Origin of the sequence: Bacillus sp. SRB_8, assembly GCF_003264205.1 — a bacterium.
GTDB classification, from domain to species: Bacteria; Bacillota; Bacilli; order Bacillales; family Bacillaceae_G; genus Bacillus_A; species Bacillus_A mycoides.
The window spans coordinates 1-14,019 of sequence record NZ_NADT01000063.1 but is presented as its reverse complement, the minus strand read 5'-3'; the positions used below and the strand labels follow the sequence as shown (position 1 = coordinate 14,019).

The following is a 14,019-nucleotide window of genomic DNA, read 5'->3' as shown; positions in this document are numbered from 1 at the left end:
AGGTTGTAAGTGATTATGGCCAAAAAGAAAAGCTTTCCATTACGTATTGATCCTGAATTACACGCAGTCATCGAAAAATGGGCGAATGATGAGTTTCGTAGCGTCAATGCACACATCGAGTATTTACTTCGAGAAATGGCAAAGCAAAAAGGGAAATTAAAAAAAGATAAAGATGCATAAAAAATCCCGCTGAGAAATCAGCGGGATTTTTTATATATTAGCTTCTCGTCATCTCATGCCCAATTGCACGATATCCTATATCACTTCGGTAAAATAAACCATCACTCTCAATTTTACCGATTTCTTTATAGACCTTATCTTTCGCTTCTTGTAAATTATTCGCCTTACAAGCAACAAATAATACACGGCCACCGTTTGTTACAAAGTCACCATGTTTCATCGCTGTACCCGCATGGAAAACTATTACATCTTGCAGTGCATCTAATCCGTTAATAATTTCACCTTTTTTATATGCTTCTGGATATCCTTTCGAAGCAAGTACGACACCAATAACTGCTTCCTTTGACCATTGTAACGTTAATTCACTTTCATCTAATACAGCGTTACATACATCAACTAAATCATTTTCTAAGCGTGGTAATACAACTTCCGTTTCAGGATCGCCAAAGCGTGCATTGAACTCAATTACCTTTGGACCATCATTCGTTAAAATAAGCCCCGCATATAAAATTCCTGTAAACGAACGATTTTCTTGGATCATCGCTTTAGCAGTTGGATGTAATACTGTTTGAATCGCTTCTTGAACCGCTGATTCCGGAATTTGTGGTACTGGGGAATATGCACCCATTCCGCCTGTATTAGGACCTTTATCAGCATCAAAAGCTCGTTTATGATCTTGAGCAATTACCATTGGATGTACGGTTGTTCCATTTACGAATGCCATTAATGAAAATTCTTGTCCATCTAGAAACTCCTCAATAACGACCTTCTTGCTTGCTTCACCGAATTTCACATCTTGCAGCATTTCTTTCACAGCTTGCAATGCCTCTTCAAGCGTCATTGCTACGGTTACACCTTTACCAGCAGCTAACCCATCTGCCTTAATTACGATCGGTGCACCAACTTTCTGAATGTACTTTACTGCCTCTTCATAGTCTGTAAAAGTTTCATATGCCGCAGTTGGAATATCATACTTTTTCATCAATTCTTTTGTAAAAGCTTTACTACCTTCAATAACAGCAGCCGCTTTATTAGGTCCAAATACACGAAGTCCCTCTTCCTTAAAGCGATCAACGATTCCATTCATAAGTGGAATTTCTGGTCCAACGAAAGTTAAGCCTACATTGTTTTCTTTTGCGAATAAGACTAATGCATCAAAATCATTCTCATCAATATCAACTGGTGTTGCAACATCTCGCATACCTTCATTACCTGGCGCTACATATACTTTTTCTACCTTTTCAGATTGTGCAAATTTCCAAACTAAAGCATGCTCACGTCCACCACGGCCGATTACTAAAACATTCATATTTCATCCCCCAATAATTAAATAAGTACAAACTAGAAGCTATGCTCCTAGTTTGTTTTCATATCAATAAAAGTTTAAAAAGGAGGATCAAGAGAACCGAGCAGGTCAAGGCGCATTTGCCAGGAGGATACGGAGTGTAGCTTTCCTACATGAGTACCGCACTGGCATTGCAACGACGACATGCGACAGTTATCTTGACCGGACTTTTTTAACATCCTCTATTAGTGTTTGAAATGACGTACGCCAGTGAACACCATAGTAATCCCATACGCATCTGCCATTTTAATAGAATCTTCATCACGAATCGATCCGCCTGGTTGGATGATTGCTGTAATTCCAGCTTTTGCTGCTTCTTCTACTGTATCTGGCATTGGGAAGAAAGCATCAGATGCAAGTGCGCTACCTTGTGCTTTTTCGCCAGCTTGTGTAATTGCGATTTTTGCAGAACCTACACGGTTCATCTGTCCCGCGCCTACACCAACTGTCATGTTATCATTCGCTAAAACAATTGCATTTGATTTCACATGTTTTACAACTTTCCAAGCTAGTTTTAAATCTTTCCATTCTTGCTCTGATGGTTCACGTTTCGTTGGAATTGAAATTGCGTCCTCATCTAATGATAACGTATCTTCTTCTTGAACAAGAAGACCACCTTGTACAGAAGTTAGTTTTTTGCTTGCACTTGTCGCTTTTTCAATATTTACAGTTAGTAAGCGTAAGTTCTTCTTACTTTGCAACACTTCTAAAGCTTCTTGCGAGAACGAAGGAGCGATAACAATTTCTAAGAAAATTTCGTGTAACTTTTCTGCTGTAGCTTTATCAATTTCACGATTTGCTGCAATAATACCGCCGAAGATTGATACTGGATCCGCTTCATAAGCACGAGTATATGCTTCGTGAATATCAGTTCCTACTCCAACACCACATGGATTCATATGTTTTACCGCTACTACTGCTGGTTCTGTAAATTCTTTCACGATGCTAAGTGCTGCATCCGCATCGTTGATATTGTTATAAGATAATTCTTTACCATGTAATTGTTCTGCGTATGCAACAGAAGACGTTGCTGCGAATGGCGCTTTATAGAATGTCGCTTTTTGATGTGGATTTTCGCCATAGCGTAAATCTTGTTTTTTCTCAAATGTCACCGTTACTGTTTCAGGGCTTTCTTCGCCCATTTGCTCTGTTAAGTAGTTAGAAATTAATGCATCATATGCCGCTGTATGACGGAATACTTTCGCTGCTAATTTACGTTTCGTTTCCTCTGTTACTTCACCGTTCTCTTTCAGTTCTGCTAATACAACATCATAATCTACTGGATCTACAATTACCGATACAAATTTATGATTTTTCGCAGCAGAGCGAATCATTGTTGGGCCACCGATATCAATATTTTCAATTGCATCAGCAAATGTTACATCAGGCTTAGCGATTGTTTCTTTAAATGGGTATAAGTTAACAACAACAAAGTCAATTGGTTGAATACCTAATTCATTCATTTGCGCTACATGCATTTCATTATCACGAACTGCTAATAGACCACCATGAATATTTGGATGTAATGTTTTTACACGACCATCCATAATTTCTGGGAAACCAGTTACTTCAGAAATACCAATTACTTGCAAGCCGTTTTCTTCTAATAATTTTTTCGTACCACCTGTTGAAATAACTTCAATCCCTTGTTCAAGTAAACCTTTAACAAATTCTACTACTCCTGTTTTATCTGAAACACTTACTAATGCACGCTTTTTCATTTATCCTTCACCCCTGGTTGTATGTTAGTTAACAGTTGGTTTTTTCACAGACTGAACAATTTGATTCACTGTATTTACGTATAATTTATGTTCAACTTGTTGAATTTTCTTTTGTAAGCTTTCTCTCGTATCCCCTTCAGAAACAACTACTGCTTCTTGCGCAATAATTGGACCTGTATCCATACCTGCATCTACATAGTGAATCGTTACTCCGGTTACTTTCACACCCGCTTCTAACGCTTGACCAACAGCATCTTTCCCTGGAAAACTCGGTAGTAGTGATGGATGAATATTAATAATTTTCCCGCCGTACGCTTCTAGTAAAGTCGTTCCAATTAAACGCATATATCCAGCTAAAATAACATAATCAATTTCATACTCTTCTAGCTTTTTTAATATCTCTTTTTCAAATGCTTCTTTTGACTCATATGCTTTCGCTGAAAAGGAAAAACACGGAATATGGTGATAATGTGCCCGTCCAATAGCGCGTGCCTCTGGTTTATCACATACTAATAAACTAATATCTGCATCCAATATTTTGTCTTCTACCGCATTAATGAGAGATTGAAAGTTAGAGCCGCTCCCAGAAGCAAAAACTGCTAATCTACTCATACTTCTGTTCCCTCAATAAAGGTAACACCAGACCCTTGTACAGTGTGTCCAATAATATGAGCTTTCTCGCCTTGTTCCTCAAGAAGACGAACAATATCTTTTGCCTCTTCTTCCTTTACTGCTACTACCATACCAATACCCATGTTAAAAATATTGAACATTTCTTTCTCTTCTAGTTTTCCAACTTCTTGAAGTAAACTGAAGATCGGTTGAACTTGCCAAGATCCTAATTCAATTTCCGCACCGATTCCTTCTGGCAACATACGTGGAATATTTTCAATGAACCCGCCACCTGTAATATGCGCCATACCGTATACTTCATGTTTCTTCAATAGTTCTAAAATAGGTTTGACATAAATTTTCGTTGGTTTTAATAATTCTTCACCAAGAGGTAGTTCTAGGCGGCCGTAAATACGGTCTAAAGATAGTTCTCCATCTTCTAGTAATACTTTTCGTACTAAAGAATAACCGTTACTATGAATACCGCTAGATGCTAAGCCAATTAATACGTGACCAGCTTCAATTTTTTCACCTGTTACAATTTTCTTTTTATCAACAATTCCAACTGTAAAACCAGCTAAATCGTATTCTTCCGTAGAATACATTCCTGGCATTTCAGCTGTTTCTCCACCAATTAATGCACAACCAGCTTGGCGACAGCCCTCTGATATACCTTTGACGATGTTTTCAATTTTACTAGGTTCAGCTTTACCACAAGCAATATAATCAAGGAAGAAAAGCGGCTCTGCTCCTTGGACAACAATATCATTTACACACATTGCTACTGCATCAATACCAATTGTGTCATGTTTATCTGCCATAAAAGCGAGCATCAATTTCGTTCCCACGCCATCTGTTCCAGATACTAATACAGGTTCTTCTAATGCAAATTTTGATAGATCAAACATACCTCCAAAACCGCCTAAACCGCCTAGCACTTCTTTTCTCATTGTTGTTTGTACGTGTTTTTTCATGCGAGATACCGCTTCATATCCAGCTTCAATATCTACTCCTGCTTGCTTATATGCATTCGCCATCGTTATTTACACCTCGTCTTTTAATTTCTCCCCATCCAGGGCGGCCGTTTTAAGAAAGAAGCTAGCTTCTACATCAAAAGAAGTAGAAGCTTTTTTCTTCTTATTTCATACTTTCTAAAAGCTCTTGCTCATAATCATAAAGAGCTGTTGGATAGTCTCCATTGAAGTAAGCCATACATAGACCACCGTATTTCCCTTCATATGGGCGTCCAATTGCATCTACTAATCCATCTTCACTTAAAAATGTTAGTGAATCTGCTCCGATGATTTGACGGATTTCTTCTATTGAATTATTTGCTGCGATTAATTCTTTTCTCGTTTGAATATCAATGCCATAGAAACATGGATACTTAAGAGGTGGTGAAGCAATTCTTACATGGACTTCTGTCGCTCCAGCCTCGCGAAGCATACGAACAATTCGTTTACTTGTCGTTCCTCTTACGATAGAATCGTCAATCATAACAACTCGTTTTCCTTCAACTACGCCTCTTACTGCTGAAAGCTTCATCTTAACCCCTTGCTCACGCAGTTCTTGAGAAGGTTGAATAAACGTACGTCCAACGTAACGATTTTTAATTAACCCTAACTCATACGGAATTCCTGTCGCCTCCGCATAACCAATTGCTGCTGAAATACTAGAGTCTGGTACACCAGTAACAACATCAGCTTCAATAGGAGCTTCCGCCGCTAAACGTTTCCCCATGTTTTTACGTGCTGCATGAACATTAATACCAGCTATATTAGAATCTGGACGTGCAAAGTAAATGTATTCCATACTGCAAATCGCGTGGTCTACTTCATTTGTAAAACGATCTACGTGAATTCCTTCATCATTGATAATAAGCAATTCACCAGGTTCTACATCACGAATGTATGTTGCACCAACTACATCGAAAGCACATGTTTCCGATGCTACAACGTAAGCATCCCCCATCTTTCCAATTGAAAGAGGACGGAATCCATTTGGATCTAGCGCAACGATCATTTCATTTCCAGTTAGTAAAAGATATGCAAACGCACCTTTCACTTTATTTAGAGCCTCTTTTACACTATCAATTAAAGAATCTTTTGTACTACGCTTAATGAGGTGTAAAAGTACTTCTGTATCTGAACTTGTTTGAAAAATACTTCCCTCTGCCTCTAATTCACGACGAAGCATTTTTGCATTAATTAAATTTCCGTTATGAGCTAAAGCCATGCTATGATCGGAAAAACGGAATAATAATGGTTGAACGTTAGCAACTTCACTTCCACCAGCTGTTGCATATCGTACGTGTCCAATTGCTGATTTCCCGTTTAATCCCTCTAGCTCACCTCTTGAAAACACTTCTGATATTAAACCTAACCCCTTGTGACCGATGATTTTTTCCCCATTATTTACTACAATGCCTGCGCCCTCTTGCCCACGGTGCTGCAAACTGTGCAATCCGTAGTACGAAACTTGTGCTGCATTTTCATGCCCCCAAATTCCAAAAACGCCACATTCTTCATTTAACCCCTTTATTTCAGCAAGCATGGGATTGCCCCTTTCCAAGCCTTTCTCATTTCATCTACATTTGCTGTAAGTAATACTTCATTTTCTTCATTATGAATTGTTACTTCATTTGTATTTGTCACTTCTCCAACTTGAATTGCTTCAACCACTTTCTCAAATGCTTCTTTATTTTCACGTTTTACAGTTATAACGAAACGCGATTGTGATTCTGCAAATAATACTGCTGTTGCTTCTCCGTCTAATTTCACAGTAGCACCTAAACCGTTAGCACCAATTGCACTTTCAGTAATTGCAACTGCTAAACCACCTTCTGCAACATCATGTGCAGATTGAACAAGGCCAGCTTGAATTGCTGCTAGTACTTGCTTTTGGCGTTTTAATTCTACATCTAGATCGATGCTTGGTGATTGACCGAAAATTTTTCCGTAGATCATTTTCTGTAATTCACTTCCACCAAACTCAGCTTTCGTCTCTCCAATTACATAAACTAAATCGCCAGCTTGTTTAAATTCTTGTGTTGTTACGTGTTTTAAATCGTGTACAAGTCCAACCATCCCAACAGTTGGTGTTGGATATACAGCTTCACCACTACGCTCGTTATACATTGATACATTCCCGCCGATAACTGGCGTTTGTAACTTGCGGCAAGCTTCACTCATACCGTCTACTGATTTCTCAATTTGCCAGAAGATCTCTGGTTTTTCTGGGTTACCGAAGTTTAAGCAATCTGTAATTGCAAGTGGCTCCCCGCCAGAACATACGATATTACGTGCTGCCTCTGCTACTGCAATTTTACCGCCCACTTCTGGATCTAAATAAATGTAGCGAGAGTTACAATCTGTCGTCATTGCTAATCCTTTTTCTGTACCGCGTACACGTATAACCGCTGCATCTGAACCTGGTGTAACGATTGTGCTAGTGCGCACTTGATAATCATATTGATCATATACCCACTCTTTACTTGCAATCGTTGGTTGTTGTAATAAAGATAATAACGTTTCTTTATAATCTTCTACTTTTGGTGTTTCCATTTTCATCTGCTGGAACTCAGCAAAGTATGCTGCTTCTTTTGACGGTTTATGATAAATTGGTGCTTCTTCTGCAAGAGCATCCGCTGGTACTTCAGCTACCATTTCGTCTTTATGGAATAGGCGAAGCATTTTATCTTCAGTTACTTTCCCCATCGTAACTGCTGCAAGACCATACTTTTCAAATAAATCTACTATTTCTTGCTCTCTACCTTTTTTCACAACGATTAACATACGCTCTTGTGATTCAGATAACATCATTTCATATGGAGTCATTCCAGTTTCACGCTGCGGTACATCATCTAAGTACATTTCAATACCCATACCTGCTTTACTTGCCATTTCTGCAGAAGATGATGTTAAACCAGCAGCTCCCATATCTTGAATTCCAACAAGTGCATCAGACTGAATAAGTTCTAAACATGCTTCAATAAGAAGTTTCTCCATAAATGGATCCCCTACTTGAACTGCCGGACGCTTCGCTTCTGAGCTTTCAGATAACTCTTCAGATGCGAATGTTGCACCGTGAATACCATCACGACCAGTTGATGCTCCTACGTACATTACTGTATTACCAGCACCATGTGCTTGCCCTTTTTTTATATCTTCATGATTAATTAGGCCTACACACATTGCATTTACAAGTGGATTTCCTTCATAACATGGATCAAACTGTACTTCTCCACCAACAGTAGGAATACCAATGCAGTTACCGTATCCTGCGATTCCTGCTACTACTTCTTCAAATAAATATTTCACGCGTGGTGATTGTAATTCACCGAAGCGAAGTGAGTTTAATAGAGCTACCGGACGTGCTCCCATAGAGAATACATCGCGAATAATACCACCGACACCTGTCGCTGCCCCTTGATATGGCTCAATTGCAGAAGGATGGTTATGACTTTCCATTTTAAATACAACCGCTTGATTATCACCGATATCTACAATTCCAGCGCCTTCTCCAGGTCCTTGTAAGACACGCTCACCTGTCGTTGGAAACTTACGAAGAACTGGCTTTGAATTTTTATAACTACAATGTTCAGACCACATAACAGAGAATAGTCCCGTTTCTGTATAATTCGGCAAACGGCCTAAAATCTTTTCAACCATGGCAAACTCTTCGTCTGTTAGCCCCATTTCCGCATATATACGTTCTTCTTTAATTTGTGTTGGATTTGGCTCAAGCATTAACGACATATGTTTCCCTCCACTGTTTTAAGATAGATTGAAAGACTTTTAACCCTTCAGCACCGCCAAGTAATTCATCTACAGCACGCTCTGGGTGTGGCATCATACCAAGAACATTTCCTTTTTCATTTACAATACCTGCAATATCTGAAACGCTTCCATTCGGATTTTCTACGTAACGGAATGCGATTTGATTATTCTCTTCTAATTGTTTAAGAGTTGCTTCATCACAATAGTAATTCCCCTCACCATGTGCAATTGGAATATTGATTACTTCATTTTTTTCATATTGTGATGTAAACATAGTTTCATTATTTTCAACACGTAACTGAACCGTACGGCACATAAACTTTAAGTTTTCGTTTCTCATTAATGCTCCTGGTAGTAATCCTGATTCAACAAGAATCTGGAATCCATTACACACTCCTAAAATTGGCTTTCCTTGCTCAGCAGCTTTTTGCACTGCTTTCATTGCGTTAGCAAAGCGAGAAATAGCACCACAACGTAAATAGTCACCGTAAGAGAATCCACCTGGTAGTAAAATTGCATCATATTCATCTAAATTCTCTCTATCGTGCCAAACGTAATCTACTTCTTCACCAAGCTCATCTTTAATTGCATGGAACATATCGACATCACAGTTCGAACCTGGGAATACTATGACTGCAAATTTCACTGTGCGACAACCTCCTCAACTTCATAACGGAAGTCTTCCATTACAACGTTTGCTAATAATTTTTCACACATTTCTTTTACCTTGCTATCCAGATCAGATACTGATTTATCAATTGTTAATTCCATATATTTTCCGATTCGAACGTCTTGTACTTCTGTAAATGAAAGACTATGAAGCGCTCCCTTTACCGCAGTTCCTTGTGGATCTAATACACTTTCTCTTAACGTTACATATACCTTAACTTTATACATGTGAAGCTCCCCCTAAACGTTTTAAAATTTCTTCATATGCTTCTGTTAAATTCCCAAGATCACGACGGAATACATCTTTATCAAATTTTTCATTGCTCGTTTCATCCCATAAACGGCAAGTATCTGGTGAAATTTCATCTGCTAATATGATTTCCCCTTCTTCTGTTACGCCAAACTCTAATTTAAAATCTACTAATCTTACACGACAGCTTGCGAAATGCTCAATCATCACTTGATTGATTTGTAGAGCTGCATCTCGTAATACGCTTACTTGCTCTGGTGTTGCAACATTTAACAAACGAATATGATCTTCCGTTACAAGTGGATCTCCTAAATCATCATCTTTGTAGTAAAATTCTACGATTGGTGTTGTAAGAGCAGTTCCTTCTTCCATTCCTAGTCTTTTTGAAAGACTACCTGCAATTACGTTTCTTGTGACAACTTCTAATGGAATAATACTCACCTTTTTGACAAGTTGTTCTGTATCAGATAACTTCTCCACAAAGTGTGTTTTAATTCCAACTTCTTGTAACTTTCTGAACAATAAAGTTGTAATCTCATTGTTCAAACGACCTTTTCCTGTAATTGTCGCTTTTTTCTCCCCATTGAAAGCAGTCGCACTATCTTTGTACTCTACCCAAACCATATCTGCTGCTTCTGTACGATAAATTCTTTTTGCCTTACCTTCATACAGCAATTCTAGCTTTTGCATTTCGCAAGCCCCCTGTAGTTTGAAAAATGTGAATAATATTTTTATAAAGAATGGCACAGAATGACTCTATTCTGTGCCATATGAAATTTTACGCTTCGTTTAATCCAAGGCGTTCAAAGATTGTATCAACGTGTTGCATATGATGTTCATAATTGAAACATTCGTTAATTTCTTCTTGCGTTAACTTACTTGTAATACGCTCGTCAGATTCTACAAGCTCTTTAAATTGTACTTGTGTTTCCCAAGCTTCCATTGCTTTAGGCTGTACGATATCATAAGCTTCTTCACGTACCAGACCTTTGTCAATTAGTGTAAGCATTACGCGTTGAGAGTAAATTAAGCCGTATGTTCTTGTCATATTGCGTTTCATATTCTCTGGGAATACAGTTAAGTTTTTAACGATATTACCAAAGCGATTTAACATGTAATTTAACGCGATTGTAGCATCTGGTAAAATTACGCGTTCTGCAGAAGAGTGAGAGATATCACGCTCATGCCATAACGGAACATTCTCGTAAGCTGTCATCATATAACCGCGGATAACACGAGCTAAACCAGTCATATTTTCAGATCCAATTGGATTACGTTTATGCGGCATTGCAGAAGAACCTTTTTGACCTTTTGCGAAAGCCTCTTCAACTTCACGTGTTTCACTCTTTTGTAAACCACGAATCTCAACTGCCATCTTTTCAACAGATGTTGCGATTAGTGCAAGTGTTGACATGTAATGTGCATGACGATCACGTTGCAATGTTTGTGTTGAAATTGGTGCTGCTTCTAATCCTAAGTTTTCACAAACATACTTTTCTACGAATGGATCAATATTTGCATATGTACCAACCGCACCAGATAATTTACCAACGCGAACTGTATCAGCAGCTTGTTTGAAACGCTCTACGTTACGTTTCATTTCTTCATACCAAAGACCAAGTTTTAAACCAAATGTTGTTGGCTCTGCATGTACACCATGTGTTCTTCCCATCATAATCGTGTATTTATGCTCTTTCGCTTTATTAGCTAAAATGCTAACAAAATTTTCTAAGTCTTTTAACAAGATTTCATTTGCTTGTTTTAAGATATAAGATAACGCTGTATCTACTACGTCTGTAGATGTTAAACCGTAATGAACCCATTTACGTTCCTCGCCTAATGTTGGTGTTTCTGATACAGCACGAGTGAAAGCAACTACGTCATGACGTGTTTCTTTTTCAATTTCATAAATACGATCAATATCAAATGTTGCATGTTCACGAATTTTTTTCACATCTTCTTTTGGAATATCGCCAAGCTCAGCCCATGCTTCACACGCTAAAATCTCAACTTCTAACCACGCTTTAAATTTGTTCTCTTCCGTCCAAATCGCACCCATTTCAGGGCGTGTATAACGATTAATCATCTTTTTCCCTCCAACAGTTGTTCTTGATGGTCCCAAATATGCAAACTCTTAGCTTTTTCTAGAGCGACTTCAATATTATCATTTAAAATATTAACATGCCCCATTTTTCGCTGCGCTTTTGCTTCTTCTTTTCCATACAAGTGTAAATAGCACCCGGTTAGTCTATTCACTTGTCCTAGGACCCCTTCTATATGTTCGCCTAAAATGTTTACCATGACAACTGGTTTTAACAAATTTGTTTCTCCAAGAGGTAAATTACAGATTGCTCGAATATGTTGACCAAATTGACTCGTTTCACATGCATCCTGTGTATAGTGTCCTGAATTGTGAGGTCTTGGTGCTAATTCATTAATGTAAATCTCACCGTCAGCTGTAGCAAACATCTCTACCGCTAGTGTTCCCACAAGTTCTAGTTCATCCGCAAGTACCTTTGCGTAATCAATTGCTTTTTGAGAAAGTTCTTCTGTAATGCGGGCTGGAACGATAGATTCATGCAAAATATTATTTACATGAATATTTTCCGCTACCGGAAATACTTTAGTTTCACCACTTACACTACGAATTACAATAACTGATACTTCTTTTTCAAAAGGCACCCATTTTTCTAGAATGCACTCTGCTTTATTAGTAAGTTCTTTTGCTCTCACAACATCAGCTTCACTCTTTAAAACCACTTGCCCTTTACCATCGTATCCACCTGTCGTTGTTTTTAAGACAGAAGGGAAAGATAACTCTTTAATTGCTTCTGTAAGTTGATCTTGATTTTGAACCAATCTATACGATGCTACTGGTAACCCAGCTTTTTCAATTGCATTCTTTTCTGTAAAACGATTTTGCGTTTTATTTAACAACTGACTACCTTGTGGTAAGTAAGCATGTTTTTCAAGCCATTGTAAACATCTATAATCAATATTCTCAAATTCATATGTGACAACGTCGCTTATCTCTGCTAAATGCTGAATTGCTTTTAAATCGTCATATGGTGCAACGACTTCAACATCAGCAACTTGTGCACATGGTGAATGCTTTGTAGGATCTAAAACAGCAATTTTATAACCCATTTCCTTAGCTGCCAACGCCATCATTCTTCCAAGCTGGCCGCCTCCAATAATGCCAATTGTTTTTCCAGGTAAAATGATTCTCCTCATACTAGCTCACTACCTTCACGCACAGTTTTCTCAATAGCTTCTCGTCTCAACTCTAATGCATCATGTATATCATCATGAAATGATCCAAGTATTTGTGCAGCAAGTAATCCAGCATTCGTTGAACCAGCCTTACCAATTGCAACAGTTGCAACTGGAACCCCTCCTGGCATTTGGACAATGGATAATAACGAATCTAGGCCGTTTAACGCCTTTGATTGAACTGGAACACCAATTACAGGAAGATTTGTCTTCGCTGCAACCATTCCTGGTAAATGCGCTGCTCCACCGGCTCCAGCAATAATAACTTTTAATCCACGTTCACGAGCTGTTTCTGCATATTCAAACATATAATCCGGAGTCCGATGAGCGGATACAACTTTTTTCTCATACGGTATATTTAATTCATCTAAAATGTCACAAGCATATTTCATTGTTTCCCAGTCTGACGTGCTTCCCATTATGACTCCAACTAGTGATTTCATATTAGAATCCCCCCGATTCAAATAAAAAAAGCCTGAAATAGAACAGTTTCTCTTTTACTATGAGAGAAAGTGCTCTACTCAGGCATACGTATCCCTTGTGAATAGAAAAATACCGAGTGACTTTCCCTCATAGTCTAACGAATAACGGTCGTTAGGTAGAGACTTGCAGGCCATATCCCCGCGATTATATGAGGTCTTATATATTATTGTTTCTATGGCTATATTAACAATATTTCATAAACAATGTCAATAAATAATCGAATGTTTTTTTATTAGTCATCGATAACGTTCGTGTTTTAGTTATATTCAAAAGAAGAATTGCAACTATATGCAAGAAGGAAAGGGAATTAGAATATATATTTCTAGAGATCTATTTTACGTATAACTATTTATATAATACTTCAGTATGTTTTAATCAATATGTATACTCTCTTGTGTTCTATACATCGATAGAACCTATATTATAACGATTTAATTTCAAAGGAGGAATAACCGTGAAAAAAAATAACTGTGCTATTATCCTATTTTTTTCTCTATCGCAGTAATTGCTGTAATTATTGAATGCTTATTTCTATCATCCCATTTTTTCTACTCTCATTATTATGATAGAAATAATCTTTTCTATTCTTAGGGATTATTTTAGGAGCATTCGAAAAATCCGGAGCACAAAAAATCATTACCATTATTTTAAACTGCCTCTATTTCATTCTTTTTTCGTCTTTAGGATTATTAAATTTATGGATTTTAA

13 protein-coding genes and 1 riboswitch are annotated in these 14,019 nt (G+C 37.8%); of the genes, 1 reads left to right on the top strand and 12 read right to left on the bottom strand.

Annotated features, from left to right (window positions below; translation table 11 throughout):
* Positions 1–15 precede the first annotated feature (15 nt).
* Positions 16–180: a type II toxin-antitoxin system antitoxin gene (locus B5P40_RS29510; protein ID WP_001085171.1), complete on the top strand. Its 165-nt coding sequence runs from the start codon at positions 16–18 to the stop codon at positions 178–180.
* A gap of 37 nt (positions 181–217) precedes the next feature.
* On the opposite strand, the gene purD is transcribed toward B5P40_RS29510, so the two are convergent.
* The 12 genes from purD to purE all read right to left on the bottom strand — a co-directional run bounded on the left by purD (position 218) and on the right by purE (position 13,271).
* Positions 218–1,489 (bottom strand): phosphoribosylamine--glycine ligase, encoded by a 1,272-nt coding sequence (gene purD, locus B5P40_RS29505; RefSeq protein WP_078175978.1) that lies wholly within the window; start codon positions 1,487–1,489, stop codon positions 218–220.
* Between the two features lie 221 nt (positions 1,490–1,710).
* Positions 1,711–3,246 carry a bifunctional phosphoribosylaminoimidazolecarboxamide formyltransferase/IMP cyclohydrolase gene (purH, locus tag B5P40_RS29500; RefSeq protein ID WP_002167054.1) on the bottom strand — a complete coding sequence of 512 codons (1,536 nt, stop codon included), beginning with the start codon at positions 3,244–3,246 and terminating at the stop codon, positions 1,711–1,713.
* A 24-nt stretch (positions 3,247–3,270) separates the two neighbouring features.
* Complete coding sequence (gene purN / locus B5P40_RS29495) at positions 3,271–3,858, bottom strand: phosphoribosylglycinamide formyltransferase (RefSeq protein ID WP_002124872.1); 588 nt, start codon at positions 3,856–3,858, stop codon at positions 3,271–3,273.
* Positions 3,855–4,895 (bottom strand): phosphoribosylformylglycinamidine cyclo-ligase, encoded by a 1,041-nt coding sequence (gene purM, locus B5P40_RS29490; protein WP_002010019.1) that lies wholly within the window; start codon positions 4,893–4,895, stop codon positions 3,855–3,857. Before purM ends, purN begins: the two co-directional genes overlap by 4 nt.
* 100 nt (positions 4,896–4,995) lie before the next feature.
* Positions 4,996–6,411: an amidophosphoribosyltransferase gene (purF, locus tag B5P40_RS29485; RefSeq protein WP_002124870.1), complete on the bottom strand. Its 1,416-nt coding sequence runs from the start codon at positions 6,409–6,411 to the stop codon at positions 4,996–4,998.
* Positions 6,396–8,615: a phosphoribosylformylglycinamidine synthase II gene (gene purL / locus B5P40_RS29480; protein WP_002124868.1), complete on the bottom strand. Its 2,220-nt coding sequence runs from the start codon at positions 8,613–8,615 to the stop codon at positions 6,396–6,398. Before purL ends, purF begins: the two co-directional genes overlap by 16 nt.
* Positions 8,599–9,282, bottom strand: coding sequence for a phosphoribosylformylglycinamidine synthase subunit PurQ (gene purQ, locus B5P40_RS29475; RefSeq protein ID WP_002140189.1), 684 nt, complete (start codon positions 9,280–9,282; stop codon positions 8,599–8,601). Before purQ ends, purL begins: the two co-directional genes overlap by 17 nt.
* Positions 9,279–9,533: a phosphoribosylformylglycinamidine synthase subunit PurS gene (gene purS, locus B5P40_RS29470; RefSeq protein ID WP_000278823.1), complete on the bottom strand. Its 255-nt coding sequence runs from the start codon at positions 9,531–9,533 to the stop codon at positions 9,279–9,281. Before purS ends, purQ begins: the two co-directional genes overlap by 4 nt.
* Positions 9,526–10,245 carry a phosphoribosylaminoimidazolesuccinocarboxamide synthase gene (gene purC / locus B5P40_RS29465; protein ID WP_002029482.1) on the bottom strand — a complete coding sequence of 240 codons (720 nt, stop codon included), beginning with the start codon at positions 10,243–10,245 and terminating at the stop codon, positions 9,526–9,528. The genes purS and purC overlap by 8 nt, the downstream gene beginning before the upstream one ends.
* Positions 10,246–10,333: 88 nt before the next feature.
* Positions 10,334–11,641 (bottom strand): adenylosuccinate lyase, encoded by a 1,308-nt coding sequence (gene purB / locus B5P40_RS29460; protein ID WP_002124866.1) that lies wholly within the window; start codon positions 11,639–11,641, stop codon positions 10,334–10,336.
* The gene (gene purK / locus B5P40_RS29455) at positions 11,638–12,789 is read right to left on the bottom strand and encodes a 5-(carboxyamino)imidazole ribonucleotide synthase (RefSeq protein ID WP_113710376.1); all 1,152 of its coding nucleotides are present in this window, start codon (positions 12,787–12,789) and stop codon (positions 11,638–11,640) included. Before purK ends, purB begins: the two co-directional genes overlap by 4 nt.
* On the bottom strand, positions 12,786–13,271 hold the full coding sequence (gene purE, locus B5P40_RS29450) for a 5-(carboxyamino)imidazole ribonucleotide mutase (RefSeq protein WP_002010008.1): 486 nt from the start codon (positions 13,269–13,271) through the stop codon (positions 12,786–12,788). Before purE ends, purK begins: the two co-directional genes overlap by 4 nt.
* A gap of 110 nt (positions 13,272–13,381) precedes the next feature.
* Positions 13,382–13,483: riboswitch (purine riboswitch) on the bottom strand.
* Positions 13,484–14,019 lie beyond the last annotated feature (536 nt).